The sequence below is a fragment of the Microbacterium testaceum genome (genome assembly GCF_020781835.1).
In the GTDB taxonomy this organism is placed as follows: Bacteria; Actinomycetota; Actinomycetes; order Actinomycetales; family Microbacteriaceae; genus Microbacterium; species Microbacterium testaceum_H.
Map to the genome: position 1 here is coordinate 149,768 of NZ_JAJGNJ010000007.1, position 25,197 is coordinate 174,964.

Here is a 25,197-nt window from a genome sequence, read left to right on the forward strand (position 1 = left end):
CCACGGCCTCCAAGGAGCCATCGTGTTGATAGATTTCACCGTCGCCAACTTCCGTTCGATCCGTGACCGACAGAGCCTGACCCTTGACAGGTCAGCTCGCGGGACGAGGGAGGCCCGGGAGGCAGGGTGGCGCCGCCCGGACATACTTCCGGTTAGCGTCATCTACGGCGGCAACGCCGCTGGCAAGACGTCGCTCATCGACGCGGTCGGCTATCTCATCTCAGCCGTGGAGAACAGCTACGCCAGCTGGAAGCCCCGGGGGGGGACCGGACGACGCGAGCCCTTCCGACTCGACCGTGCACATTCGAATCAGCCGACCGAGGTCGATGTCGAGTTCGTGGCCGGAGATGGTCTGGAGTACCGGTATGGCTTCGCGATTGACGACGAAAGAGTGGTGAGCGAGTACCTTCATGTGTTCCGGACTCGCCGCCGAAGCGTACTCTTCGAACGCGAACTGGATGACTACAAGTTCGGCGACTCGTTCAGAGGCCCAGCCTCCCTGCTGCGCGGCACCACCCGTCCAAATGCGTTGTTCCTTTCTGCCGCGGCGGCTGCGGGCCTCGACGCAACCGAGGCAGCGCACGCTTGGATCACCGAGACACTTGCGGTTTATGCCGCCACCGACTACAGAGCAGAGCATCACCATGTGAAGCAGAGGATGAGCGAGGATCCGGGTTATCGTGCGCACATGACCGCTTTGATGGAGTCGGCCGGCCTGGGCGTGGTCGGCCTCGATGTAAAGCGCCACGAGCTACCCTCTGAAGAACGTGCGCGAATTCGGAAGCTTCTAGAAGCGCAGAATGAGCTCAACAACATCGACGAAATCCTCCGCACCATCGAGTCGGAAATAGTCCTCCGCCATCGCGGGGAGGACATGGACGTGGACCTCCCCTTTGACGCCGAATCTGACGGTACACACGCACTTCTATCTTTCGGCTCGTTGACCTACCGAGCACTCGAGCAAGGCACGGTGTGCGTTGTCGATGAGATAGACACGAGCCTCCATCCACTGCTAGTGCGCGAACTGGTGGCAGTCTTTACGGACCCGCGAATCAACGTGCATCAAGCTCAACTGATATTCACAACTCACGATGTGTCACTATTGGGCGCCGGTACGCCTATCGACCGGGAGTCGGTTTGGGTTGCGGAAAAGTCGCATACCGGTGCCACTAGTCTGTACCCACTAACCGAATACGGAACCCCACGCAAGGAAGAAAACCTGGAGCGCGGATACATGACGGGCCGATTCGGAGGACTGCCCAACCTGTCCATCGCCAACACCTTCCTCGCCCTCGTCACCTCCGGCGACTAGTGGGAGCCCGCTCGCCGCGTGGCGGGAGGTCGCATTCGCGATCCGCGCGCCGGCCGCATCGTAGGATCCTCGTGGTCTGTGGCGGACGCGTCCTAGAAGCGGCATATTTAGCCTATGTCGCGGCGAAACTTCGGACCCCCGGTTTGAGGGTCGAGATTGCGCCGTCTGGAACGGACCCGGTCTCACTGGTCCGCGAAGCAATTCGACTACGCGACAAAGAGAATCGCGACGCGAGATCCGCGAACGACACCCGCAACGTCTTCGATACCGTTTGGGTAATGTTGGACGTGGACGGGTTCGTCGACCGCATCGCGGCCGCACTCCTACTCGCTGAGCGGAACGATATTCGCTGTGCGGTTTCGAATCCCAGTTTCGAGATCTGGCTGCTCTGGCACAAGGTCGATGCTGACTTACATCTCAGTCGTGTCGAGGCCTTCAGATGGGCGGAAAGATGCGGGATAGTTCAAGCCTCGATCCCCAAGAGCATCCAGACTCACGCATTGACTGGCCAGTTCAACAAGGCCCGAGATCGAGCCGTGCTCACCGACACGATGCATTCCAGGGAAGGAAGAACGAATCCGCAAAACAATCCCAGCTCCGACGTCCACATCTTGATAGACGAGATAGTTCGAGGCGCCGCCCTTGCACGAACCGAAGAAGATTTAATGCTCTAAACGAGTGACAACAACTGCAACCGAGGAAAAAGCCGCGCCCGACCCAAAATGGCTTCGCAATCTGTGACCACACAGCCTTATAGCGACGAGGTCGGTCATTTGCGCGATCGAACCAGGCTGCGATATCTGTTGGAGCCATCGGATGTCACGCGAAAATCGATCAGAACGTCCTAGCATAATGCGAAGGGCCCCGCGCGATCACTCGCGCGGGGCCTCTCGTCACAACCGGATCAGAAGTCCCAGTCGTCATCCTCCGTCGCCTCGGCCTTGCCGATGACGTACGAGGAACCCGACCCGCTGAAGAAGTCGTGGTTCTCGTCGGCGTTGGGTGACAGGGCCGACAGGATCGCCGGGTTCACGTTCGTCACCGACGACGGGAACATCGCCTCGTAGCCGAGGTTCATCAGCGCCTTGTTGGCGTTGTAGTGCAGGAACTTCTTCACGTCCTCGCTCAGGCCCACCGAGTCGTACAGGCTCTGCGTGTAGTGCACCTCGTTGTCGTACAGCTCGTACAGCAGCGAGAACGTGTAGTCCTTGATCTCGTCACGGCGCGCCTGGTCGACCTGCTCCAGCCCACGCTGGAACTTGTAGCCGATGTAGTAGCCGTGCACGGCCTCGTCGCGGATGATGAGGCGGATCAGGTCGGCCGTGTTGGTGAGCTTGGCGCGGCTCGACCAGTGCATCGGCAGGTAGAAGCCCGAGTAGAACAGGAACGACTCCAGCAGGGTCGAGGCGACCTTGCGCTTGAGCGGGTCGTCGCCACGGTAGTAGTCCATGACGATGTGCGCCTTCTTCTGAAGGAACTCGTTCTCGGTCGACCAGCGGAAGGCCTCGTCGATCTCCTTCGTCGAGCACAGCGTCGAGAAGATGGACGAGTAGCTCTTGGCGTGCACCGACTCCATGAACGCGATGTTGGTGTACACCGCCTCCTCGTGCGGCGTGATCGCGTCGGGGATCAGCGAGACCGCGCCGACGGTGCCCTGGATCGTGTCGAGCAGCGTCAGACCCGTGAACACGCGCATCGTCAACGTCTGCTCGTCGAGGGTGAGCGTGTTCCACGACTGGATGTCGTTGGACAGCGGCACCTTCTCGGGCAGCCAGAAGTTGTTCACGAGACGGTTCCAGACCTCGAGGTCCTTCTCGTCCTGGATGCGGTTCCAGTTGATGGCCTGAACGTGGTTCAGCAGCTGCAGCTTCTCAGCCATGGTGTCCTCAATAAGAAATCGTGATCAGCGGATCAGAGCATGCACGAGACGCACTCGGTCATGTCGGTGCCTTCGAGCGCCAGCTGACGGAGGCGGATGTAGTAGATCGTCTTGATGCCCTTCTTCCACGCGTAGATCTGGGCCTTGTTGATGTCGCGGGTGGTGACGGTGTCCTTGAAGAACAGCGTCAGCGACAGGCCCTGGTCCACGTGCTGCGTGGCAGCGGCGTACGTGTCGATGACCTTCTCGTAGCCGATCTCGTACGCGTCCTGGTAGTACTCCAGGTTGTCGTTCGTCATGAACGGCGCCGGGTAGTAGACGCGACCGAGCTTGCCTTCCTTGCGGATCTCGATCTTCGACGCGATCGGGTGGATCGAGCTCGTCGAGTTGTTGATGTACGAGATCGAGCCGGTGGGCGGGACGGCCTGCAGGTTCTGGTTGTAGATGCCGTACTGCTGGACGGATGCCTTGAGCTCGCGCCAGTCGTCCTGCGTGGGGATCGGGATGCCGGCGAACAGCTCCTTCACCTTGGCGGTCTGCGGCTCCCACACCTGGTCGGTGTACTTGTCGAAGAACGCGCCCGACGCGTAGGTCGAGTCGGCGAAGCCGTCGAAGGACGTCCCGCGCTCGATCGAGAGTCGGTTGGACGCCCGCAGTGCGTGGTAGAGCACCGTGTAGAAGTAGATGTTCGTGAAGTCGATGCCCTCTTCGGAGCCGTAGTGCACGTGCTCGCGAGCGAGGTAGCCGTGCAGGTTCATCTGGCCGAGGCCGATCGCGTGCGAACGGTCGTTGCCGTCCTCGATCGAGCGGACCGAGGCGATGTGGCTCTGGTCGCTCACCGCGGTGAGGGCGCGGATCGCGGTCTCGACGGTGAGGCCCAGGTCGCGACCGTCCATCGCCAGCGCGATGTTCATCGACCCGAGGTTGCACGAGATGTCCTTGCCGATCTCGGCGTAGGAGAGGTCTTCGTTGTAGGTCGTCGGGGTGTTGACCTGCAGGATCTCCGAGCACAGGTTGGACATGTTGATCCGACCCTTGATCGGGTTGGCCTTGTTCACCGTGTCCTCGAACATGATGTACGGGTAGCCCGACTCGAACTGGATCTCGGCGAGGGTCTGGAAGAACTCGCGCGCGTTGATCTTCGTCTTCTTGATGCGCGGGTCGTCGACCATCTCGCGGTACTTCTCGGTCACCGAGATGTCGCCGAACGGCTTTCCGTAGACGCGCTCGACGTCGTACGGCGAGAAGAGGTACATGTCCTCGCCGTTCTTGGCGAGCTCGAACGTGACGTCGGGGATGACGACACCCAGCGACAGCGTCTTGATGCGGATCTTCTCGTCGGCGTTCTCACGCTTGGTGTCGAGGAAGCGCAGGATGTCGGGGTGGTGCGCGTTGAGGTACACGGCACCGGCGCCCTGGCGGGCTCCGAGCTGGTTGGCGTAGCTGAAGCTGTCTTCGAGGAGCTTCATCACGGGGATGATGCCCGAGGACTGGTTCTCGATCTGCTTGATCGGGGCGCCGGACTCGCGGATGTTCGACAGCAGCAGGGCGACGCCGCCGCCGCGCTTGGACAGCTGCAGCGCCGAGTTGATGCCGCGGGCGATGGACTCCATGTTGTCTTCGATGCGGAGCAGGAAGCACGAGACGAGCTCGCCGCGCTGCGCCTTGCCGGCGTTGAGGAACGTCGGGGTGGCCGGCTGGAACCGGCCGGAGATGATCTCGTCGACGAGCTGGACCGCGAGGCGCTGGTCGCCGTCGGCGAGCGCGAGGGCGGTCATGACGACACGGTCCTCGAAGCGCTCGAGGTAGCGCTTGCCGTCGAAGGTCTTCAGCGTGTAGCTCGTGTAGTACTTGAAGGCGCCGAGGAAGGTCTCGAAGCGGAACTTCTTGCCGTAGGCGCGGTCGTTGAGCTCCTGGATGAACTCGAGCGAGTACTTCTCGAGCACCTTGGGCTCGTAGTACTCCTTCTCGACCAGGTAGTCCAGGCGCTCCTTCAGGGAGTGGAAGAACACCGTGTTCTGGTTGACGTGCTGCAGGAAGTACTCCCGCGCGGCGCGCTTGTCGGCGTCGAACTGGATCTTGCCGTCGGCGTCGTACAGGTTCAGCATCGCGTTGAGGGCGTGGTAATCCAGCCCCTCGAATCGCGCCTCGGTCTTGAAGTCCACGTCGCTCAGCCCTACTTCCACCACTGTTCCAATCCTTCGGTGACGCGCTCGACGTCTTCTGGTGTGCCGAATACTTCGATGCGATACAAGTGCGGCACGGAACACTTGCGGCTGATGACGTCTCCGGCGAGCCCGAAGGCGTCGCCGAAATTGGTGTTTCCCGCGGAGATCACTCCACGGATGTGACGTCGGTTGCGCTCCTCGTTGAGGAAGCGGATGACCTGCTTGGGAACGGCGCCCTTCTCGACGCCACGACCGACGCCCCCGCCGTAGGTGGGGGTGACCAGGACATAGGGTTCGTCGACGTGGAGCGGCGGATCGGTCGGTCGCAGGGGGATGCGGACGGCCCGCTTGCCGAGCTTCTCGATGAAACGTGCGGTGTTGCCCGACAAGCTCGAGAAGTAGACAAGCAGCGGAGCCTCGGTCTCCGACATGACAGCGCTCACGAGAACCCTCTGAGCCCGTCGGGGATCAGGCCAGGCGCGAGGCCAGCTCGTCGATCTTGTCGGGGCGGAAGCCCGACCAGTGGTCCTCGTCGGTGATGACGACGGGGGCCTGGAGGTACCCGAGCGACTTGACCTGCTCGAGGGCCGCGGGGTCCTCGGTCACGTCGAGCACGCTGTACTCGATGCCCTTCGAGTCGAGTGCGCGGTACGTCGCGTTGCACTGGACGCAGGACGGCTTGGTGTAGACCGTGATCGCCATTTCGTTCTCTCTCTCCCCTGGAAAATCGTCGTCCGACCGCTCGGGGGCGGGCCGGGAGCTCAATACTACATATGGGGACGGACATCGGGTGGAACCACAAGGGGTAGTAGTTACATCGATGTGATTTTCCACCGCTCTCCCCATGTACAACACAGGTTGTCCACGATTTCATCCACAGGTCGCCGACCTTTTTCGACCGCGTCGAGGCCCGCCGTTCCGCGGAATCTGCGCCTCCTTCCGGCATCCGTCCACAGTTCGGACCGTAGACGGGGGTTCCGACATCGCACAGGGGGTGGATATCCGGCTTCGGCGTGTCGCGGCGTGTCGCAGCAGGGTGCGACCACGCCCACGCCTCCGGTGTCGGAGGCACCGGGTAGCGTGGTGCGGTGGCCGGCTACCGCGTACTCCTCAGAACCCCGGGCGTGGGGCGCATCATCGCGGCTCAGCTGACGGCTCGTTTCCCCAACGGCATGATCAGCCTCGCCGTTCTGCTCCACATCGAGCACATCACCGGCTCCTACGGCGCCGCCGGTCTGGTCCTGGCCGCCACGAGCGTGGGGCAGGCCATCGCCGGCCCCGTCACCAGCCGGTGGATGGGCCGCTGGGGCATGCGGCGCGTCCTGACCGTCACGCTGCTGGTGTGCGCGGCCGCCATCGCCGCCATCGCCCTGCTCGTCGTCCCTCTGCCGGTGTACATGGCGCTCGGACTCGTCGGCGGTCTGTCCACTCCCCCGGTCCAGTCGGCCGTCCGCACGATCTACCCGAAGATGGTCAACTCCTCGCAGTTGACGCCGCTGTACTCGCTGGATGCCTCCCTGCAGGAGATCATCTGGGTTCTCGCGCCGGTGCTCATCACCCTCGTGGCCACGCAGGTGGGCACGGTGCCTGCGCTCCTCCTCATCGTGGTGATCCTGCTCGGCGGTGGTGCGTGGTTCATCCTCAGCCCCGAGGTGGGGCGTGTCCGCATCCCGCGCAGCCGTCGCGCGCTCGGGACGGTCCTGCGCAAGCCGCCGGTCATCCTCGCGACCGCCACGGGGTTCCTCCTCATCGGCGCGTGCGCGGCCGTCGAAGCCGGCGTGGTGGCCACGTTCGACCACGGCGGCCTCGAGGCCGGCCTCGTGCTGGCGGTCTTCGCCATCGGCAGCCTCAGCGGCGGCCTGGCCTTCGGACACATCCCGATCGGGCCGTGGGCGATGGCGCGACGCCTCGCCATCGTCACCGTCGGCCTGAGCCTCACCATCGTGTCGCTGAACGCCTGGTGGCTCGGCGGGACGCTGCTCCTCGCGGGTGCGGGCATCGCTCCGGCGCTGGCCGTGATGTTCGCGATGACGTCGGCGAGCGTGAGGTTCAGCGAAACCGCGGAAGCGTACGGCTGGATCGGAACCGGTCAGCTCATCGGCGCGGCCGCCGGATCAGCCGTGGCCGGTTTCCTCGTCGACGGCGTCGGCCCGCAGGGCGCCTACGTCGCCGGCGCGGGGTTCGCCGCGGCGGGGCTGCTCGTGTCGGCGCTGTTCGTCCGCGGCTTCCCCGACCTACGCCACCGCGACGCGAGCCCGATCCCCGACACGGAACCGGTGCACACGATCACCTGACCGCCACGAGCGACGCAGTGCGCCTCAGTGCAGCCGGCGCAGCAGTTCCAGCACGGCGAGCGCGTAGGCGTCGGCGGGCTCGGGGTGATCGAACACGAGCGTCACACCGCCGACCGAGATCTCGACCTCGTGCGTGTCGGACAGTCGGCGCAACGACCGGAACGCCGATCGCAGCATCTCGCGCAGCTGCGCCTCCGACGGCAGCCACAGCGCGTCCTCGGTGGCGACGGAGTCCAGCGCCCATTCCGTGGTGCCGTTGAACGCGAGGATGCGCCCGGTCGGATACTCCCGCGGCTCGACGGTCATCTCGCTGACCGTGAAGACGTCGGCCTCGAACTCCGGCTCGTTCAACTGGAACCGGTCACCCGAGCGCGGATGCCACACCAGCCCGGCCTCGCGCAACGCAAGGGCCATCTCGGTCGAGATCATGGCATCCATTCTGCGGTGGGGCGGACGACGCCGGGCCGCCGCACACGCACGTGACCGGCAGAGGCGCCCGCACGCACCCGACAGAATGGGGGCATGCCCGCTTCCGTGACCCTCCCGCGCCTGGCGTGGGGCGCCCCCGACCGTCCTGCCGTCCTCCTCGCTCACGGCCTCGGCTCCGACGCGGCGTTGATGTGGCGGTTCGGCTCCGCGCTCGCCGATGCCGGATGGCACGCCGTGGCGGTAGACCTGCGCGGCCACGGCGACGCGCCGCGCGCACTCGACTACACGCTCGCCGCCTACGCCGCCGATCTGGCCGCGACGCGTCCCCCGCACGGCGAGGCGTGGGGCGCCGTCGTCGGTCACTCGCTCGGCGGTGCCGCGGTCACCCTCGCCGCCGCCGGCGACCCGGCATGGGCGCGCCGCATCGTCCTCGTCGACCCGGCGATCCAGCTCGCTGACGGTGACCGCGAGATCGTGCGGGCGAGCCAGGAGCAGGCGTTCGCCGACCCGACGGTCGCCGCTGTTCGCGCTCAGCACCCCGATTGGCATCCCATCGACGTGGAACTGAAGGCGCGGGCGACCCAGCGCGCGAGCCGCTGGGCCGTCGAGCAGACGAGCCTGCAGAACACGACGTGGGATGTGCGCATCGAGGCCGTCGCGCTCACTGTGCCGACGCACATCATCGGGGCAGACCCGGCGGTGCACTCGATCTTCACCGGAGCACTCGCCGACGAGGTGCTGCAGAACCCGGCGGTCACCATGACGGTGGTGACCGGTGCCGGACACTCGCCGCACCGCGATCGTCCCGACGAGACGGTCGCCGCGCTGCTCGCCGCCCTCGACTGAGGGCGGCATCCGAACTCGGCGGCCGCGATGTCGAAGCGGAGGACCAGAATGGATGCCATGCCCTCCGCGTTCGATCCCGATCGGTTCCTCCCCGACGACCTGCTCGCGCGCCTGCGCGAGCGCGCAGCCGTGCACGACCGCGAGAACACCTTCCCGCAGGACGATCTCGACGATCTGCGCGCAGCGGGATACCTCGGCATCCTGGCCCCGTCCGAGATGGGTGGTGCGGGGCTGTCGCTCGCCGATGCGGCAGTGCTGCAGCAGCGCCTCGCCGGTGCGGCCCCGGCGACCGCCCTCGCGGTGAACATGCACCTGGTATGGACCGGTGTCGCCAAAGTGATGCACGACCGGGGCCTCGATGACCTCGGGTTCGTGCTGCGTGGCGCGGCGGCGGGCGAGGTCTTCGCCTTCGGCATCAGCGAGGCCGGGAACGATTTGGTGCTGTTCGGCAGCGACACCGAGGCAGCGCCCGACGGCGACGGGGGCTACCGCTTCACCGGGACGAAGATCTTCACCTCGCTGTCGCCGGTGTGGGACCACCTCGGCGTGCACGGCCTGGACACGACGTCTCCGGATGGGCCGAAGATGGTGTTCGCGTTCCTCGACCGCGACGAGCGCGTCGTGTCCCGCGACGACTGGAACACCCTCGGCATGCGCGGCACGCAGAGCCGCACCACCGAGCTTCACGGGGCCCATGCGTCCGCGGACCGCGTCGTACGGCGGCTCGATCCGGGACCGCAGCCCGATCCGCTCGTCTTCGGCATCTTCGCGGTGTTCGAGATCCTGCTCGCTTCGGTGTACACGGGCATCGCCCGCCGCGCGCTGGATCTCGCGGTCGACACCGCCCGCGCGCGCCGATCGAAGAAGACAGGCGCGAGCTACGCGGCCGACCCCGACATCCGCTGGCGCATCGCCGACATGGCGCTCGCCTACGACGCGCTCCCGCCGCAGATCGCCGCTCTCAGCGATGACGTGGACGCGCGCGTCGATCACGGCGCCCGCTGGTTCTCGCTCCTGGCCGGCCTCAAGCACCGCGCCGTGAGCGCCGCGAAGACCGTGGTCGATGAGGCGATGCTGGTGGGAGGCGGGTCGTCGTACTTCGCCCACACCGAGCTCAGCAGGCTCTACCGCGATGTGCTGGCCGGGCAGTTCCACCCGTCCGACCCCGAATCCGCGCACTCGGCTCTGGCCGCGGCGTGGCTCGGACCGGTCGACGCCTGATGGCGCGCACACCGACGGCGCTGCTGAGCCCCGCCGACCAGGAGCGGCGACGCGCGCTGCGCCGGATGAAGGGCGTAGCACTGGGCGCTCTGCTCGGAATGGCCGTCGTGTTCGGTGTGGCCTTCGCCCTCCAGCGCGAGGTCGAGTGGCTGCAATACGTCCGCGCCGCTGCCGAGGGCGGCATGGTGGGCGCCCTTGCGGACTGGTTCGCCGTCACCGCGCTGTTCCGCCACCCCCTCGGGCTGCCCATCCCCCACACCGCGATCATCCCCCGACGTAAAGACGAGATCGGCCAGCAGCTCGGGGAGTTCGTCGAGACCAATTTCCTCGAGAGCGACGTCGTCCGCAGGAAGCTCGAGGCGACACCCCTGGCAGCCCGGGCCGGCGCGTGGCTGGCCGACCCGGCGCACGCCGAACGGCTCGCGGCAGAAGGGGCGACCCTCGCCTCAAGCGTGCTCCGCGCTCTCAGCGACGACGACGTGCAGGGCCTCATCGAAGACCTCGCCCGCGAGCATCTGCTCGCGCCGGACTGGGGCCCGTCGGTCGGCGGATGGCTGGAACACGTCGTCGACGCCGGCGCTCACCACGGCGCGGTCGATCTCGCGCTCGACAACATCTCGGCGTGGCTGGGCAACAATCGCGAGATGTTCCAGGGCCTCGTTTCGCGAAGGCTGCCCTCGTGGGTACCGGGGCTCGCCCAGCGGCTGGTCGACGACACCGTCTACCGCGAGGCCGTCGGGTTCGTCGACGCCGTCCGCGCCGACCCGCACCACCAGGCCCGTGCGGCGATCGACGAGTACCTCTCTCGCCTCGCGGACAACCTGCAGCACGATGCCGCGACGCGGATGCGCCTGGAAGAGGCGAAGGCATCCGTCTTCGACAGCCCCCGCGTCCGAGGGCTCGCCGCCGAAGCGTGGAACACCGCCAAGGCCGGCCTGCTGCGCTCTCTCGCCGACTCCGACAGCGCCCTGCGCCGACGGGCGTCCGTGGCTCTCGCCGACATCGGTCGGCGGCTGCAGACCGAGGAGTCTCTGCAGCGCCGCGTCGACGGCTGGGTCACCGATGCCGCCGTCTTCCTCGTCGGGCGGTACCGCCACGACATCGCGTCGATCATCACCGACACGGTGGAGCGATGGGATGCCGAGGAGACCACGGAGAAGATCGAGCTGATGGTCGGACGCGATCTGCAGTACATCCGGTTGAACGGGACGATCGTCGGCGCCCTGGCGGGTCTGGCGATCTTCACCGTCGCGCACTTCGCGTGGGGCTCATGACGGATCGACTCTCGGGGACGCACTCGCGCGCGCGGACACGGAGGTCGGTACCCTGAGCGCGTGAGCTTCGGTCCGGGGACGGAGTCCCTCTTCGCGTACGGAACACTGCAGCTGCCGGAAGTGCAACTGGACACCTTCGGTCGCGTCATCCCCGGGCAGGATGACGTGCTCCACGGCTACCGCGTCGAGTGGGCCGAGGTCGATGACGACCGGGCGGCGCAGTCATCCGGGTCGGGGGCGCACCGCGTCCTCCGGCGGACCGACGACCCACGGGATCACGTCTTCGGTCGCGTCCTGGCGCTCACCCCGGAGGAGCTCGACGCGGCCGACGAGTACGAGGTGTCACTGTATCGCCGGGTCTCGGTATCCCTGTCCAGCGGTCGCCGGGCGTGGGTCTACGTCGGCGGGTGATCCCTGGCACAGACACGCCGTCCGCGCCACCCTCCTCCTGCGGGCGTCGGCGTCGATATTCTCGTCTCGGATGCCGGCTCGACCCTCCCGCGCTTCGCGTCCGATTCCTCGATGGCAGCGAAGCGGAGAGACGATGATCCAACTGATCCTGGCGCGGCACGCCAAATCGGACTGGGCCGCCGAGGGGTTGGACGACCACGATCGCCCGCTCAACGATCGCGGCCGTCGCGACGCACCCGCGATGGCGCGGTCGGTCCTGCGACGCGGGGTGCGCCCGGAGGTGCTGCTCTCGAGCACGGCCCTGCGGGCGAAGACCACAGCGGAGGCATTCGGCGAGGAGTTCGAGGTCGATGTGACCGAGCGCGCCGAGCTCTATCTGGCCGGGGCCGACGCTCTGCTCGATGCGGCGCGCAGCAGCGCAGCCCGCGAGGTCATGGTGGTCGCACATGACCCCGGAATGAGCGCGCTCGTGTCGCGCCTTGCCGAGCGTGACGTGCGCATGGTCACGTCGGCGGTGGCGATCTTCACGTGGCACGACGGCGACTGGACCGATGTGGGGTCCACCCCGCCCGACGAGTTCGAGCTGCTCACGCCCTGACACCTCCCTCGCCCGCACCCGCGCACCCCCCTCCCGCCCCCATCCCCCCGGTCGAGTGTCCAAGACACGCCGTTCCGACGGTCGACTGAACGGCGTGTCGTGGACACTCGGAACGCACGGGGTTGAGACCGCGGCACACACGGACTGCGTGGCGACGGGGCGCCGCACGCAACCGCGTGCAACCCCCGCCGTCATAGCGTGCCGTCACCGGGCGGATCCGCCCGGCGGATGTCGGAGCCCGCGGCGCGGCATCCGGTCCACGAGACGGAGGATTGACTCGCAATGCATATCCAGACCGCTGTCCACCCCGCGCACGAGGACGTGCGCACCACCATGCGAGCCGCTGTCGTGGTCGCCCACGACAAGCCGCTCGTCGTCACCGAGGTGCCGGTCCCGACGCCCGGACCGACGCAAGCCCTGGTGCAGCTGATCACCAGTGGCGTGTGCCACACCGACCTGCACGCGGCCCGCGGTGACTGGCCCGTCGCGCCCAAGAGCGACCTCATCCCCGGGCACGAGGGGTACGGCCGGGTCGTCGCCGTCGGCGACCAGGTCACCGAACTGCAGGTCGGCGACCTGGTCGGCAATGCCTGGCTGTGGAGCGCCTGCGGCACCTGCCAGTACTGCCGCACAGGATGGGAGACGCTGTGCCCCGATCAGGAGAACGGCGGGTACTCCGTCGACGGCAGCTTCGGCGAGTACATGCTGGTCGAGGAGCGGTTCGCTGCGCGCATTCCGGACGGTGCCGATCCCCTCGAGGTCGCCCCGATCCTCTGCGCGGGGGTCACGGTCTACAAGGGCCTGAAGATGACCGACGTCAAACCGGGGCAGTGGGTCACCATCTCGGGGATCGGCGGGCTCGGGCACATCGCCGTGCAGTACGCCCGCGCCATGGGCATGCGCGTGGCGGCGGTCGACGTCGACCCCGCCAAGCTCGATCTCGCTCGCCGTCACGGTGCCGAGGTGACCGTCGACGCCTCCGTCGACGACCCCGGTGAGGTCATCCAGCGTGAGACCGGCGGAACGCACGGCGTGCTGGTGACGGCTGTGCACCCGCGCGCCTTCGGTCAGGCGCTCGCCGTGACGCGCCGCGGCGCCACGATCGTCTTCAACGGCCTCCCCCCGGGAGACTTCCCCGCGAACATCTTCGACATCGTGCTTCGGGCGATCACGATCCGCGGTTCCATCGTCGGAACCCGGCAGGACATGGAGGAGGCCCTCGACTTCTACGCACGCGGCGCGATCCACCCCACCGTGTCCCCCGCGACCATCGACGACATCAATGACGTCTTCGAGCGCATGGAGCGCGGACAGATCGACGGACGGATCGTGCTGAAGTTCTGATCTGTTCCACGTCGAGCGTCCAAGACACGCCGTCTCGCCGACGAGCGAGCGGCGTGTCTTGGACACTCGCGTCCGAGCGACAGCGCGGACGGATCAGTCAGGGGGGGTCAGTCGACCTTGGCGATCGTGCCGGCGGTCAGGCGCACGAGGTCGTCGAACGTGAGCGGGAACACGGTGTGCGGCGTTCCTCCGGCCGCCCAGATCCGGGAAAAGTCCGCGAGGTCCTCGTCCACGATCGTCGTCAGGGGCGTTGGATGCCCGGTCGGCGCGACGCCCCCGATAGGCTGTCCGGTCGCCGCGAGCACCTGATCCGGCGTCGCCCGACGGATGCCACCGCGCCCCAGCCGCTCGGCCAGCGCCGCCGTGTCGACGCGATGCGCGCCGCTGGTCATCACCAGGAGGGGCTCGTCGTCGCTCCAGAACACGAGGCTGTTCGCGATCGCGCCGACCTCGATGCCCAGGGCCGCCGCGGCGAGCGCCGCCGTCGAGGCGGCGTCGGGAAGGACGACGATCTCCCCCGCGATCCCGGCGCGCTCCAACGCGGCGGCGACGAGACGACTGCGTGCGGGAAGGGGCGCGTTCATCGCGCCATCATAGAGCGCTCGCTCCCGCGGCCACCGCGAGTCAGAATGGGAGTGGATGCCGCAAAGCCGCGGCGTCTACGACAGTGCCGCCCACAAGGCGACCGACCAAAGGATCGCGATGACCAACGCCCTTCCCCTGCCCGATTTCGCCCACGAGCGCGTGGAGGTGGTGACGGGACGCCGCAGCGGCCTGTTCATCGCCGTCGCGTTGCACTCCTCTGCGCTGGGCTCCGCCCTCGGCGGAGCGCGTCTGTGGACCTATCCGCACTGGAGCGATGCCCTCGGCGACGCTCTGCGGCTCTCGGCCGCGATGACGTTGAAGAACGCCGCGGCCGGACTCGACGCCGGCGGCGGCAAGTCGGTCATCGGCCTCCCGGAGGGCACGATCCTCGACGCCGAGCGACGCCGCGCGGCCTTCCTCGACCTGGGTGACGCCGTCGAGAGCCTGGGCGGGCTCTACCGCACGGCGGAGGACGTCGGCTCCACCACCGAGGACATGCTCGTGGTGAGCGAGCGCACGTCGCACGTCGTCGGGCTTCCCGACGCCGTCGGCGGTTCGGGCGAGCCCGCCGGGCCCACCAGTCTGGGTGTTTACGCATCGATCATCGCGACCCTGGATCGCGTCGTCGGCTCCGGTGATGTCCGTGATCGCCGTGTGACCGTGGCGGGTCTGGGGCAGGTGGGCGGTCGCCTCGCGGAGCGTCTCGCCGCGGAGGGCGCCGTGCTGACGGTCACCGATGTGAATCCCGCGAAGCGCGCCCTCGCCGCCGAGCTGGATGCCGCGTGGGTCGAGCCCAGCGAGGCGCATCTCGTGCCGGCCGACGTGTTCGTCCCCGCGGGGATCGGCGGCGTCCTCACCGACGATGTCATCGACGCCCTCGACGCTCGGGCCGTCTGCGGGCCCGCGAACAACCCGCTCGCCGACCGCTCCGGCGCCGACCGCCTGGCCGCGCGCGGCGTGCTCTATGCGCCTGACTTCGTCGTGAACGCCGGCGGCGTGATCTACCTCGACCTCGAGGCCAAGCATCTGGGTTCGCGCGAGACGATCATGGGTCGCGTGGCCGGCATCGGCGACACCCTGCGCCGTGTCTTCGACGAGGCCGACGCGCGCGGCGTCACGCCGCTGGCCGCCGCCGAGGGCCTGGCCGCGGAGCGACTGCGGATGGGCGTCGGCTCCACCGCTCTGGTCTGACCCCGCAGACGCGAAGGAGCCCCGGATGCCATGGCATCCGGGGCTCCTTCCGGGCGTCAATGAGCGGCGTCGTATGCTTCGAGCACCGTCGCGGAAATACGCCCGCGCGAGTTGATGGAATAGCCGTTCGCCTCGGCCCAGGTGCGCACGTCGCCGAGATCGCGGGGAGAGCTGGAACGGGCTCTGGTCGCTCGACGGGGATTCGCCGAAGCGGATCCCAGAGCCCGGCCGGCCGACACGAAGGGTTCGAACGCCGCGCGAAGCTTCGTCGCATTATCGGCCGATAGATCGATTTCGTACGCGCGCCCCTCGACCGAAAAGTGAATCGTGGTCCCGTCATCGATGATCGACCCGTCGAGATCGTCGATGAGTTGCGTAATCTGCTTCTTCGCCATGTCGGCGATTGTACGTCGCCCACATGAGCATATTCCGTGAGAACGAGGGTACTTCACCCGCTTAATAACCTCACTGAGGGGGCCTGAATCATTCGGCAAAGGAGGGGCGAGCGCGGCCTTCGATCGCCGTGATTCGATGGTCCTCGTCGTGCGTGAGTTCTGTCGACAGAAATTCTTCGTCGAGCGGAAGCCGTAGCGAGAACTGCGCAAATGCCGCGACGCGGAGAACAGCCTCACCGACCCGGACGTCGAGGACGTGACCGCCGATTGCGCGATCATCACTGAGGAAATGCAGGTGGAGCGCCGCGACCGTGATGCCCTGGTAGATCCGAGGCATCCAGAAGCCGACGATCACGCCCGCGCGCTCGACGGTCTCCGTCTCGACTTGTTCGGCCGCCACTTCCGCGAGAGGACGCAAGGGTGGGACCTGACGCGCCGTGACCCTGGTCCGTACCCGTGCCATGACTCCATCGATCCGCACGACGTGGAAAAGGTTGCGGCTCCGCAGTCTTCGCTCGACCGTCGCCGTCAACGCCTCGAAGTCGGCGTCCACGATCCGCTCTCCCACGCTCGAGCCGAAGAAGCAGACATCGGCGAACGGCAGAGTCTCCTCATCGCGCATGCGCCGCGGAGCGGCATCGACCGTGCACTCGAACGCCTCCCCGTCGATGAGGAGAACCTCGCCGCCGAGCCCCTCACAGCACCCGATCCCGGTATCGCCCGACTGACGGAGCTCGGAAACCGATATTCCCGAGGAGTAGACACCGCCCATCAGGGCATCGAGCACGGCGAACTGCGTCACCGCACCGGGAAGCAAAGGGGTTCGGCGTTCCCCTGAGGGCATGACGTCGTCTTCAGGAATTGGCGGCGCCGTAGGCCTCGAGCACGGAAGCGGGAACCCGACCGCGATCGCTCACCGTGTGCCCATTCGCACGTGCCCATTCGCGCACAGCGGCGAGATCGATGCCGCTCGAGCGACGCGAGGAACCCGCACGCCGCGGAGCCGAGTTCGACCGACCGACGGGGCGGGCGGCGTCGACGAACGGCGCGACGGCCGCGTAGAACTTGTCCGCATTGCGATCGGAGAGATCGATTTCGTAGGAGCGACCCTCGACCGAGAACGTGATGTGCTTTCCGTCGCCCTCTTCGAGGACGGTTGCGTCGAGGTCATCGACGAGATGCGTGATGTGTTTAATGGCCATGATGATCAATCGTACACCGCATTCGAATTCGAGCAGAGGCACTTTGAAGATGTGATAAAGCAGTGTGGCAGCGCTCCGCAGCAATAGGACGTGCAGACAGATAGCACTTGGCGTTCGTTCCTGGAGCGCCCCGGACGACGAGAGTGTCTCGCGAATCTTTTCCGCGCGAATTCGATGGAGCAATGCTCGCCGATACCGACGAACTCCAGTTCCGGCTCGCCAGGTCCCGTCGACGCGCGCGACCGGATCTGCAACGCGACCTCCGTGTGACGCCGGATGCCGCGCCTCTCCCCGGTCGCGGCATCCCTCGTCTCACCCCGCGGTGAAGCGCTGGACACCCAGCACGTCGAGCAGACGGATCTTCTCCTCCGCCTCGCTGCGCGGCTCCGGGGTGAGGACGAGAAGTGCTTGACCGCGATCCTCCGTGAAGAGCACCTGGCAATCGACCTCGATATCGCCCAGTTCGCGATGCACGAGCACCTTGTGGTCGGCGAAGCGCTGCGCGACCTCCTGACGTTCCCACAGGAGTCGGAACTCGTCGCTGCGTCGCAGGAGTTCGGCGACGAGCTCGCCCGCGGTGGAGGCCACGCCGAGCTGGCCGTAAGCCGCGCGGAGGCCGGCGACGATCGCGCGCGCCTGGCGTCCGCGATCATGCGCCGGATAGAGCTCGCGGTCCGTGTGCGGCGGCACGAACCACCGCCACGCCTCGAAGCGCTCCCACCCTCGCGCCCCCACATGGTCGCCGAGCAGCGCGATGCCGAGCGCGTTCTGGGCGAGGGTCTCGCCCAGGTGCGAGATGACGAGTGCCGGTGTGTCGGACAGGCGAGCGAAGACGCGCTGGAGGGCGGGGCTCACGTGATCGGCACGGCCGAACCGGTCGGGCACGGCATGGCCGGCGAGCCGGAAGAGGTAGTCGCGCTCATCGTTGGTCAAGCGCAGCGCCCGCGCCAGGGAGGCGAGCACGGCGGGGCTGGGCTGCGGCCCCCGCTGCTGTTCCAAACGCGTGTAGTAGTCCACAGACATCGCCGCGGCCGCCGCGACCTCCTCTCGCCGGAGGCCGACCGTCCGGCGCCGCGGCCCGTCGGTCAACCCGACGTCCGCGGGGCGCAGCGCCTCGCGACGCGCGCGAAGGAACTCCGCCATGCCGCTCCTGTCCATGACCCCATCCTGCGGCCTTGCCCGACCGGCATCCAGGGACCGCGGATCCCCCGACGACGGGGACCTGGATGCCGACCGTCCGGCCCCGAAGACTGGCGGCATGAACATCACCGGAAACACCGTCTTCATCCCCGGCGCCACGAGCGGGATCGGTCTGGCCCTCGCCGAGCGGCTCCACGCCGCGGGCAACACCGTGATCGTCGGCGGACGCCGACAGGCGCTGCTGGACGAGATCGCCGCGACCCACCCCGGCATCGACACCGTGCGCGTCGACACCGCCGACGCAACCTCCGTCGCCGACGCGGCAGGCGAGGTGCTGGCGCGCCATCCCCACCTCAACGTGCTCGTGACGATGGCCGGCATCATGCGTGTCGAGGACTGGACCACCGGAACCGATGTCCTCGCATCGGCCGAGGAGGTCGTGACCACCAACGTCCTCGGTCCCCTGCGCCTGATCGCCGCTTTCGTGCCGCACCTGCTGCGGCAGCGGGATGCCACGATCATGACCGTCTCCTCCGGTCTGGCGTTCGTGCCACTGCGCGTCACCCCCACCTACAACGCGACCAAAGCGGCGATCCACATGTTCAGCGAGACGTTGCGGCTGCAGCTGGAGGGCACGTCCGTGTCGGTGCTGGAACTCGAGCCGCCGTCGGTGGCCACGGATCTGCTGGAGGGGCAGCGCGAGAGCCCGTTCGCGATGCCGCTGGACGATTTCGCCGACGAGGTCATGGCGATCCTGCAGGATCAACCGGGCGCGACCGAGATTCAGGTCGAACGGGTCGCCTTCCTGCGCCACGCGGAAGCACGCGGCGATTACGCGGAGACGGTCCGCGCGCTCAACGCCGCCGATCCGCACTGACGCGAGGGCGGCGCGCAGGCCGACGTCAGCCGCGAGATCCAGCGGCGACCAGTCCTGACGCCACGCGTCCCTGGTCCGGCGGTCGGCGCGACCGCATCTCGCGGCGGTCGCGCCCCATCGCTGCGCTCCGCGCGGGCGAGCCGCACCGTCGTCGCCCGCGCGGAGCGAACCTTTATTCGCGCGACGGACGGATTCTGCGCGCCCAGTACCGAACTTTTGCTCACCATCCGCGAACTGTTTAGATCTTCGCGCCATGGGGTTGACAACAACGCAACGTCGAGATTCTCGCACGTTGTTCTGAGCAGAAGGACGACTGAGGGTGAAGATTTCCAAGATCAGCATCGGCGCGGCGGCACGCGTCGCCGTCGCCGCCACGGTCGCGATCGGAACGATCGCGACAGCCCCCGCCGCGTCCGCGTTGAGCACCGCCGACGTGACGGTGGACGGCGCCGTTCTGGCAGGGACCACGCGCGCCAGCGGGGTTTTCGACCTCGCCGTGCGTGCCCCCGCGGGCGTCAAGGTGAAGTTCCGTCTCGACGGGACATATCTCGGTCAGGATTCGACGGCGCCCTACACCTGGCCGATCCGGACGACGTCCGGCGCGCACACACTCAACGTGCGTTGGGAGGATGAGGCGGGCCGGCACGAGACGAACGCGACTTTCACCGTCGCGGCGGCGGCCACCGGTGCGAAGCCGGCTGCGCCGAAGCCGACGCCGACCGCCTCGGCCCCCACCGCGCCGGCGGCCGGGTCGGGCACGGCGATCGTGACGGTCTCGACGTCGGCGCAGCTCGCGTCCGCGCTGAAGTCAGCCAGGCCCGGCCAGACCATCCGTCTGAACGACGGCACGTACACGGGCGAGTTCGCCGCTGCGGCCTCGGGGACCGCGTCACAGCGAATCACTCTCACCGGCTCGTCACGAGCCGTGCTGACGACCGGGAAGATCTCGTCGGGCTACGCCCTGCACATCACCGGTGATCACTGGAACGTCTCGGGACTGACGGTGACTCGTGCGGCGAAGGGAATCGTCCTCGACGGCTCCAGCTACACCGTCATCGACGGCGTCGATGTCGGCGACATCGGGGCCGAGGCGGTGCACCTGCGCACCGGCAGCACGCACGTGACGGTGCGCAACTCGCGCATCCACGACACCGGGCGGGACAAGCCGTCCTACGGCGAGGGCATCTACATCGGCAGCGCGAAGAGCAACTGGTCGTCCATCATGGGCTCGTCCAGCACGCCGGATCGCTCGGACCACGCGCAGATCATCGGCAACACGATCTCCCGCACCTCGGCCGAGGGCATCGACATCAAGGAGGGGACGACCGGCGGCGTCGTCAGCGGTAACACGTTCTCCGACGCCGGCTACTCGGGCCAGAACTACGGCGACTCCTGGGTGGACGTGAAGGGCAACGGCTACCAGCTCACTGGCAACCGCGGATCGGGCACCCTCCTGGACGCCTTCCAGGTGCACGTGGCACTCTCCGGGTGGGGCCAGGGCAACGTGTTCCGCGGCAACAGCGTCACGGGCGGCGTCCCTGGCTACGAGGTCTCCGTCCAGTCCGGCGCGACCGGGACCGTCGTCGCGTGCGCACCGTCGGGCGCGGCGAAGGGACTGACCAACATCACCTGCACGCGCTGACGCGACGTGCGGTCGAGCGGGGCCGGGTGCGAACACCGGCTCCGCTCGGCCACCGCGTCTCGGTACGCGGAACCCGCGTACCCGGCGCGTCACGGCACGCGGGGCCCGCGTCCCGCGCGTCCGGCTACGGCGTCCCCGCGGAACAGTCGACGTTGCTCAGGCCTTCACCGACATTCGACGCGGAGTTGCTGCATTCGACGACGTTGCCGAGCCTGGCCGTCACGGCGTAGCCGAATCCGGGACCACCCACGTCGGCGACGTTGGCACTGAAGACATTGCCTCGCCCCCAGCCGTCGAGGATCTCGTGGGTCTGATACCCGTCCCCCGGCGAATCGGTGCCGGTGTTGCCGCGGATGACCCAGTCGTTGCCCTTGATGTCGACCCACGAATCCGCATCGTCCTCCACGAGGGCGGCCCCGTCGAAGGTGTTGCCCTCCACACGCCCGCCCGTGGTCCCCTCCTTGACATCGACGCTTTCGGCTGTCGTTCCGGAGATCCGATTCCCGACGATGGCATTGCGGTCGCTGCGATCGGGCTCGCAGTCCGTGACATCGCACCAGTTGCTCTCCGCCGTACCGATGTACACGCCCTCACCGAACTTCGCCCGGCGCTTGCCGGTGTCGCGGATGACGTTGCCGGAGATCAGATTGTCGGTACTGTGCGCGCGCAGGTGCACGGCCTCATCCCCGATGTCGGAAACCGTCAGGCCCTCGACCACCGTGTGGGTGACTCCGTCGGCCATGAGTCCCTTCTGACCGTTGCGGATGCTGAAGCCTGCGACTCGCCAGTGGGAGACCCCGTCGAGGTGCAGCACGTAGCCGCCGTCCACCCTTCCGCCGTCGAGCACGGCGTCGGGGGCGCCGCACAGATGGATCGGGGCGTCGGCCGTACCCGTCGCGGTCGCGGTGAACTCGCCCGGATAGACGCCGGGCTGCAAGCGGATCGAGGCTCCGGGTTGCGCCTCGTCGAGGGCATCCTGCAACTCTGAGGCCGTCGCGACGACGACCGTGGCCTCGGTGCAGTCGACCCCTTCGGCCGTGGGACCGGTCGGTTGCGGTCCCGGGGACGGATCGCTCACCCCGGTCGACGGTTGCGGCTCCGCCTCGGGGGACGCCCCCCGGGTGACGAGCACGACCACGATTCCGGCGATCAGGATCACGGGAAGCACGATGGCCAGCACGATCAGCACGGGTCGGCCCTGCCTCATGACGGTCCGTCCCGCAGCGAGTCGGGTGAGACGATCCCGCGGCTCAGAGATGTGAGGGGAACATGCTGCTCATAGGGGTGGCGGAAGGTGCCGAAGTGGCGGTCCTTCCTCGTCGCCGCCGTGACCAGGAGCAGGACTCCCAGTCCCAGCCAGATGACCGTGAGCGGCTGGAAGATGAACCGCAGCACGGATGTGACGGTCGCCGCCGGATGCCACCGGTCGGTGTCGTTCTCGCCGATGACCGCGCCGCGAGAGCCTTCCGCACGGAGTGCCGTGCTGCCGTCGCCACCGAGATCGTTGCCGGCGACGGTCGTCCCGGTCACGTCGCCGACGAGCAGAACGGCGTGGTTCGACACATCATGGACGACGTTGCCGGTGATGTCGGCATCGGCGTTGCGCACGTTCACGCCTGTGTCCGATCCCGTGATGGTGTTGCCCTCCACGACGGCATCCGTGACCGATTCCCGGACGGCGATGGACTTCGCCGCCTGATCGACGAACTCGTTCCCCGTGACCCGGACCCCGGCCGCTCCGCGGTCGAGCACGACACCGTCGGGGTTGCGGACGAACCGCGTCTGAGTCACCTGGATGCCGCTGCCACCCATGATCTCGACCCCGTAGCGGCCGTTCTCGGCGACATGACCGCCGTCGAGGATGTTGTCGCCGAAGCTCTCCACCGTGGTCCCGGAAGCGCTGGGTCCATCGGCCAGGGACTGGCCGTCCATGGACACTCCATTGCGACCGTTGCGAGCGGCCATGACGTTCTGCAGCGTGATGCCCGAGGTGGAGCGGCCGATGGTCACCCCGTCCACGGCGTTGTCCATGGACTGCGAATCCTCGACCAGACTCGCCGATACCGCACGATGGAACGTGATCCCGTCCACCAGACTGCCGCTGACGGTGGTGCGCGTGATCTTCACGTTCTGCGCACCGGAGACGAAGATGCCGAAGGCGTTGCCCGTCATCGCCGAGTCCGCGATGGTGGCGGACGCGAGACCTGCGGGCGCCGAGGACGCAGCGGCGTCGGCAGCATCGGCGTCGTCGATCGCAGCGGCGGCGTCGACGACGGGAGCACCCGGCGGTGCGACGAGTGCCCGCGCGCCAGGCTGCATGGTGCCGGCGAGCGTCGGATCGTCCAGATCATCGCTCCCGGTGATCGCCAGGCCTCCCGTGCTGCCGCTCCAGAACCCCAACGCCGACAGCGCGGCGTGGCTCAGGTCGGCGGTCCCACCGATGACGCGAAGGTAAGCGCGACCGTCGCGAGTGTCGGTATCCGGCGCCCCGGCGGCGCTGTCCCAGCTGGTGATGGATGCCGGGGCCTCCGGAGTGCCGGCGATCTCCAGTCGTCCACCGAACGCGACGATGGAGGTGAAACCGGCCGCCGAGCTCTGCAGCCGCAGAGCGACGGACCCGAGGGCCAGGGTCGCTCCCTCCATGACGGCGATGTCCTCCGTGAGGAGGTAGGACCCGTCCGCGTTGGAGGTCAGCGACTCCGGTGCGAGGGCGAGCAGATCGTCGACGGTGTAGGGCTCGGGTCGCTCGGGCAGCACGAGGGTGTACCGGTCACCGGTCTGGAAGCGGTACGGCTCATCGACGGACAGCGCCCAGTAGGCGGCCGAGGCGACTTTGCGCACGTAGACCACGCGCTGCCCCTCTTGCTCGACCAACTCCGCCTCGCTCGTCGGATCACCCGGATACAGCACGCCTTGGACGTTGCCGTTGCGCGCGATCTCGTTCACTCCGTAGGCCTCCGGTTCGCCCGAAGCCTCGATGAACTGGGTGGCCGCCAGGGCCGCCCCACCGCCGACGAGAGCCGCCACCGCGACCATGGCCGCGACCGTGCGCCCCCTCACGACGCCACCGCCGGCTCGAGAGCGGCGACCTGCGGTTCGAGAGTCCGCGCCGTCTGGCCGTCCCCACCCATCTGGTTCGCATGGCGGGTCAACCACCCCTGCTTGTTCATCGTGAAGAAGGAGAACGTCTTGACCGGCAGCGCGACGAAGATCACCACGATCGCGTACAGGGGCAGGATGAGCAGGTCGGCGGGGTTGCGACGCAGGTGCGAGATCCCTCGGATGCCACGTCCCAGGAGCACCCAGCCGACCGCTGCCAGGATGCCGAGCACCGACAGGTCCAACCGGCTGAAGACGAGATAGAACATCGTCAGCCCCATCGTCACAGGGGTCAGAAGGATCTGCAGTACGGTCACCTTCGTCACGAAGGGCACCTTCCACAGCCACCCCTTGGCGACGGCGGTCAGGTAGCAGCGGTAGGAGTTGCGGCTCCAGCGGACGCGCTGCTTCACGAATGCCCGGAAGGTGTCCGGGAACATGCTCAACGCGCGAGCGGAGGACTGGTGCACCGTCTTGTAGCCGGAGGCGAGGATGAGCCACGTGAGGCGGCCGTCGTCACCGGCGATGCAGCGTCGGCCGAGGAAGAACTCGTTCTCCAGGTGGTCGAGCACGGCCAGTACAGCGTCGCGTCGGTACGCGGCTGTGCGGCCGGACAGACACGGAACCGCACCCGCGCGGCCCATGGCGGGAACGTAGTCGTAGTAGCGGAGGTCGACCATCCAGTCGGCGATGCGACGCCAGACGCTCGTACGCGCCTGGAAGACGTTCTGGTGCGTTCCCACACCCCCGACCAGCGGGTCGGCGAAGGGCTTCTGCACGGCGACGAGAAGCCCGTGACGCCACCAGGTGTCGGAGTCGGTGAGCACGATGATCTCCCCGACCGCCAGACGGATGCCCGCCCCCAGCGCAGACCGCTTCCCGACGTGGTGGAAGAGGATGGGACGCAGGCGGTCATCGGCCAGTGCGACGATCCGCCGGTGAGCCTCGAGGTCCTGGACGTCCAGCACGATGATGATCTCGGTGGGGCCCTGTGCTCGCCAGGACTCCAGACACCGCATGAGGATGTCGGGGTCTTCGTGGTACGACGGCACGATCACCGATGTCGTCGTCCGGTAGTCGGATTCGATCGGCCGCGCGCGGCGCGACAGGATGAAGCGGTAGAGCCACAGGCCCCAGACCACGACCCCCGCGATGGCGAGCGGGAAGTACCAGGCCACATCGGCATAGACGTCCTGGACGGCTTGCCACACGACGGGGGGACTCACGGCGGTGAGGAGCGGGACAACGGAAAAAGGCACAGGCGTCATCGGGGACGTCGTTTCTCGCGAA

The 25,197-nt window shown here is 67.5% G+C and carries 25 protein-coding genes; 12 read left to right on the forward strand and 13 right to left on the reverse strand.

What is annotated here, in order from left to right:
• The first annotated feature begins 22 nt into the window (after window positions 1–22).
• Together LL239_RS11860 and LL239_RS11865 are read left to right on the forward strand one after the other, a co-directional pair.
• The gene (locus LL239_RS11860) at window positions 23–1,312 is read left to right on the forward strand and encodes an AAA family ATPase (protein WP_228163640.1); all 1,290 of its coding nucleotides are present in this window, start codon (window positions 23–25) and stop codon (window positions 1,310–1,312) included.
• A 71-nt stretch (window positions 1,313–1,383) separates the two neighbouring features.
• Window positions 1,384–1,986 carry an RloB family protein gene (locus LL239_RS11865; protein WP_228163641.1) on the forward strand — a complete coding sequence of 201 codons (603 nt, stop codon included), beginning with the start codon at window positions 1,384–1,386 and terminating at the stop codon, window positions 1,984–1,986.
• A gap of 230 nt (window positions 1,987–2,216) precedes the next feature.
• On the opposite strand, the gene nrdF is transcribed toward LL239_RS11865, so the two are convergent.
• Genes nrdF through nrdH form a run of 4 tightly spaced genes read right to left on the reverse strand, consistent with a single transcriptional unit; the run spans window position 2,217 to window position 6,061 of the window.
• The gene (nrdF, locus tag LL239_RS11870) at window positions 2,217–3,191 is read right to left on the reverse strand and encodes a class 1b ribonucleoside-diphosphate reductase subunit beta (RefSeq protein ID WP_228163642.1); all 975 of its coding nucleotides are present in this window, start codon (window positions 3,189–3,191) and stop codon (window positions 2,217–2,219) included.
• A 32-nt stretch (window positions 3,192–3,223) separates the two neighbouring features.
• Window positions 3,224–5,356 (reverse strand): class 1b ribonucleoside-diphosphate reductase subunit alpha, encoded by a 2,133-nt coding sequence (gene nrdE / locus LL239_RS11875; RefSeq protein ID WP_374197632.1) that lies wholly within the window; start codon window positions 5,354–5,356, stop codon window positions 3,224–3,226.
• Window positions 5,357–5,367: 11 nt separating this feature from the next.
• A complete protein-coding gene (gene nrdI / locus LL239_RS11880; protein WP_267189206.1) occupies window positions 5,368–5,790 on the reverse strand; it encodes a class Ib ribonucleoside-diphosphate reductase assembly flavoprotein NrdI in 423 nt (140 codons plus the stop codon).
• A 37-nt stretch (window positions 5,791–5,827) separates the two neighbouring features.
• A complete protein-coding gene (nrdH, locus tag LL239_RS11885; protein ID WP_228163645.1) occupies window positions 5,828–6,061 on the reverse strand; it encodes a glutaredoxin-like protein NrdH in 234 nt (77 codons plus the stop codon).
• Between the two features lie 386 nt (window positions 6,062–6,447).
• On the opposite strand from nrdH, the gene LL239_RS11890 reads away from it, so the two are divergent.
• Entirely contained in the window at window positions 6,448–7,653 is a 1,206-nt protein-coding gene (locus LL239_RS11890; RefSeq protein WP_228163646.1) for an MFS transporter, read from the forward strand.
• A 24-nt stretch (window positions 7,654–7,677) separates the two neighbouring features.
• On the opposite strand, the gene LL239_RS11895 is transcribed toward LL239_RS11890, so the two are convergent.
• Window positions 7,678–8,082 (reverse strand): pilus assembly protein CpaE, encoded by a 405-nt coding sequence (locus LL239_RS11895; protein WP_228163647.1) that lies wholly within the window; start codon window positions 8,080–8,082, stop codon window positions 7,678–7,680.
• 93 nt (window positions 8,083–8,175) lie between these two features.
• Here LL239_RS11895 and LL239_RS11900 point away from each other — a divergent pair, with 93 nt between their 5' ends.
• From LL239_RS11900 to adhP, 6 genes are all read left to right on the forward strand, one after another.
• Window positions 8,176–8,928 carry an alpha/beta fold hydrolase gene (locus LL239_RS11900; RefSeq protein WP_228163648.1) on the forward strand — a complete coding sequence of 251 codons (753 nt, stop codon included), beginning with the start codon at window positions 8,176–8,178 and terminating at the stop codon, window positions 8,926–8,928.
• Window positions 8,929–8,985: 57 nt separating this feature from the next.
• Window positions 8,986–10,149 (forward strand): acyl-CoA dehydrogenase family protein, encoded by a 1,164-nt coding sequence (locus tag LL239_RS11905; protein WP_228163649.1) that lies wholly within the window; start codon window positions 8,986–8,988, stop codon window positions 10,147–10,149.
• The gene (locus tag LL239_RS11910; RefSeq protein WP_228163650.1) at window positions 10,149–11,423 is read left to right on the forward strand and encodes a DUF445 domain-containing protein; all 1,275 of its coding nucleotides are present in this window, start codon (window positions 10,149–10,151) and stop codon (window positions 11,421–11,423) included. The genes LL239_RS11905 and LL239_RS11910 overlap by 1 nt, the downstream gene beginning before the upstream one ends.
• A 60-nt stretch (window positions 11,424–11,483) precedes the next feature.
• Window positions 11,484–11,834: a gamma-glutamylcyclotransferase family protein gene (locus LL239_RS11915; protein WP_228163651.1), complete on the forward strand. Its 351-nt coding sequence runs from the start codon at window positions 11,484–11,486 to the stop codon at window positions 11,832–11,834.
• 133 nt (window positions 11,835–11,967) lie between these two features.
• Window positions 11,968–12,432: a SixA phosphatase family protein gene (locus LL239_RS11920; RefSeq protein ID WP_228163652.1), complete on the forward strand. Its 465-nt coding sequence runs from the start codon at window positions 11,968–11,970 to the stop codon at window positions 12,430–12,432.
• A gap of 333 nt (window positions 12,433–12,765) precedes the next feature.
• Entirely contained in the window at window positions 12,766–13,776 is a 1,011-nt protein-coding gene (gene adhP / locus LL239_RS11925) for an alcohol dehydrogenase AdhP (RefSeq protein WP_228163716.1), read from the forward strand.
• 107 nt (window positions 13,777–13,883) lie between these two features.
• Here adhP and LL239_RS11930 read toward each other — a convergent pair whose 3' ends face one another.
• Window positions 13,884–14,360 (reverse strand): YbaK/EbsC family protein, encoded by a 477-nt coding sequence (locus tag LL239_RS11930; protein ID WP_228163653.1) that lies wholly within the window; start codon window positions 14,358–14,360, stop codon window positions 13,884–13,886.
• Window positions 14,361–14,478: 118 nt separating this feature from the next.
• Here LL239_RS11930 and LL239_RS11935 point away from each other — a divergent pair, with 118 nt between their 5' ends.
• Window positions 14,479–15,552, forward strand: a complete 1,074-nt coding sequence (locus tag LL239_RS11935) for a Glu/Leu/Phe/Val dehydrogenase family protein (protein WP_228163717.1) — start codon at window positions 14,479–14,481, stop codon at window positions 15,550–15,552.
• Window positions 15,553–15,608: 56 nt separating this feature from the next.
• Here the strand turns inward: LL239_RS11935 and LL239_RS11940 are convergent, their stop codons facing one another.
• From LL239_RS11940 to LL239_RS11955, 4 genes are all read right to left on the reverse strand, one after another.
• Window positions 15,609–15,947, reverse strand: a complete 339-nt coding sequence (locus tag LL239_RS11940; RefSeq protein ID WP_228163654.1) for a histone-like nucleoid-structuring protein Lsr2 — start codon at window positions 15,945–15,947, stop codon at window positions 15,609–15,611.
• Between the two features lie 88 nt (window positions 15,948–16,035).
• Complete coding sequence (budA, locus tag LL239_RS11945) at window positions 16,036–16,791, reverse strand: acetolactate decarboxylase (protein WP_228163655.1); 756 nt, start codon at window positions 16,789–16,791, stop codon at window positions 16,036–16,038.
• A 10-nt stretch (window positions 16,792–16,801) separates the two neighbouring features.
• A complete protein-coding gene (locus LL239_RS11950; RefSeq protein WP_308218579.1) occupies window positions 16,802–17,332 on the reverse strand; it encodes a histone-like nucleoid-structuring protein Lsr2 in 531 nt (176 codons plus the stop codon).
• A gap of 129 nt (window positions 17,333–17,461) precedes the next feature.
• Window positions 17,462–18,307, reverse strand: coding sequence for a helix-turn-helix transcriptional regulator (locus tag LL239_RS11955; protein WP_228163656.1), 846 nt, complete (start codon window positions 18,305–18,307; stop codon window positions 17,462–17,464).
• Window positions 18,308–18,407: 100 nt separating this feature from the next.
• Between LL239_RS11955 and LL239_RS11960 the strand changes: the two genes are divergently transcribed.
• Together LL239_RS11960 and LL239_RS11965 are read left to right on the forward strand one after the other, a co-directional pair.
• Window positions 18,408–19,166, forward strand: coding sequence for an SDR family oxidoreductase (locus LL239_RS11960; RefSeq protein WP_228163657.1), 759 nt, complete (start codon window positions 18,408–18,410; stop codon window positions 19,164–19,166).
• Window positions 19,167–19,485: 319 nt separating this feature from the next.
• On the forward strand, window positions 19,486–20,808 hold the full coding sequence (locus LL239_RS11965; RefSeq protein ID WP_228163658.1) for a right-handed parallel beta-helix repeat-containing protein: 1,323 nt from the start codon (window positions 19,486–19,488) through the stop codon (window positions 20,806–20,808).
• A 124-nt stretch (window positions 20,809–20,932) separates the two neighbouring features.
• Here the strand turns inward: LL239_RS11965 and LL239_RS11970 are convergent, their stop codons facing one another.
• From LL239_RS11970 to LL239_RS11980, 3 genes are read right to left on the reverse strand one after another with little or no spacing between them, the layout of a single operon-like run.
• Window positions 20,933–22,015 carry a right-handed parallel beta-helix repeat-containing protein gene (locus tag LL239_RS11970; RefSeq protein WP_228163659.1) on the reverse strand — a complete coding sequence of 361 codons (1,083 nt, stop codon included), beginning with the start codon at window positions 22,013–22,015 and terminating at the stop codon, window positions 20,933–20,935.
• Window positions 22,012–23,868 carry a right-handed parallel beta-helix repeat-containing protein gene (locus tag LL239_RS18055; protein WP_228163660.1) on the reverse strand — a complete coding sequence of 619 codons (1,857 nt, stop codon included), beginning with the start codon at window positions 23,866–23,868 and terminating at the stop codon, window positions 22,012–22,014. Before LL239_RS18055 ends, LL239_RS11970 begins: the two co-directional genes overlap by 4 nt.
• Entirely contained in the window at window positions 23,865–25,166 is a 1,302-nt protein-coding gene (locus tag LL239_RS11980) for a glycosyltransferase (protein ID WP_228163661.1), read from the reverse strand. The genes LL239_RS18055 and LL239_RS11980 overlap by 4 nt, the downstream gene beginning before the upstream one ends.
• Between the last annotated feature and the right edge of the window lie 31 nt (window positions 25,167–25,197).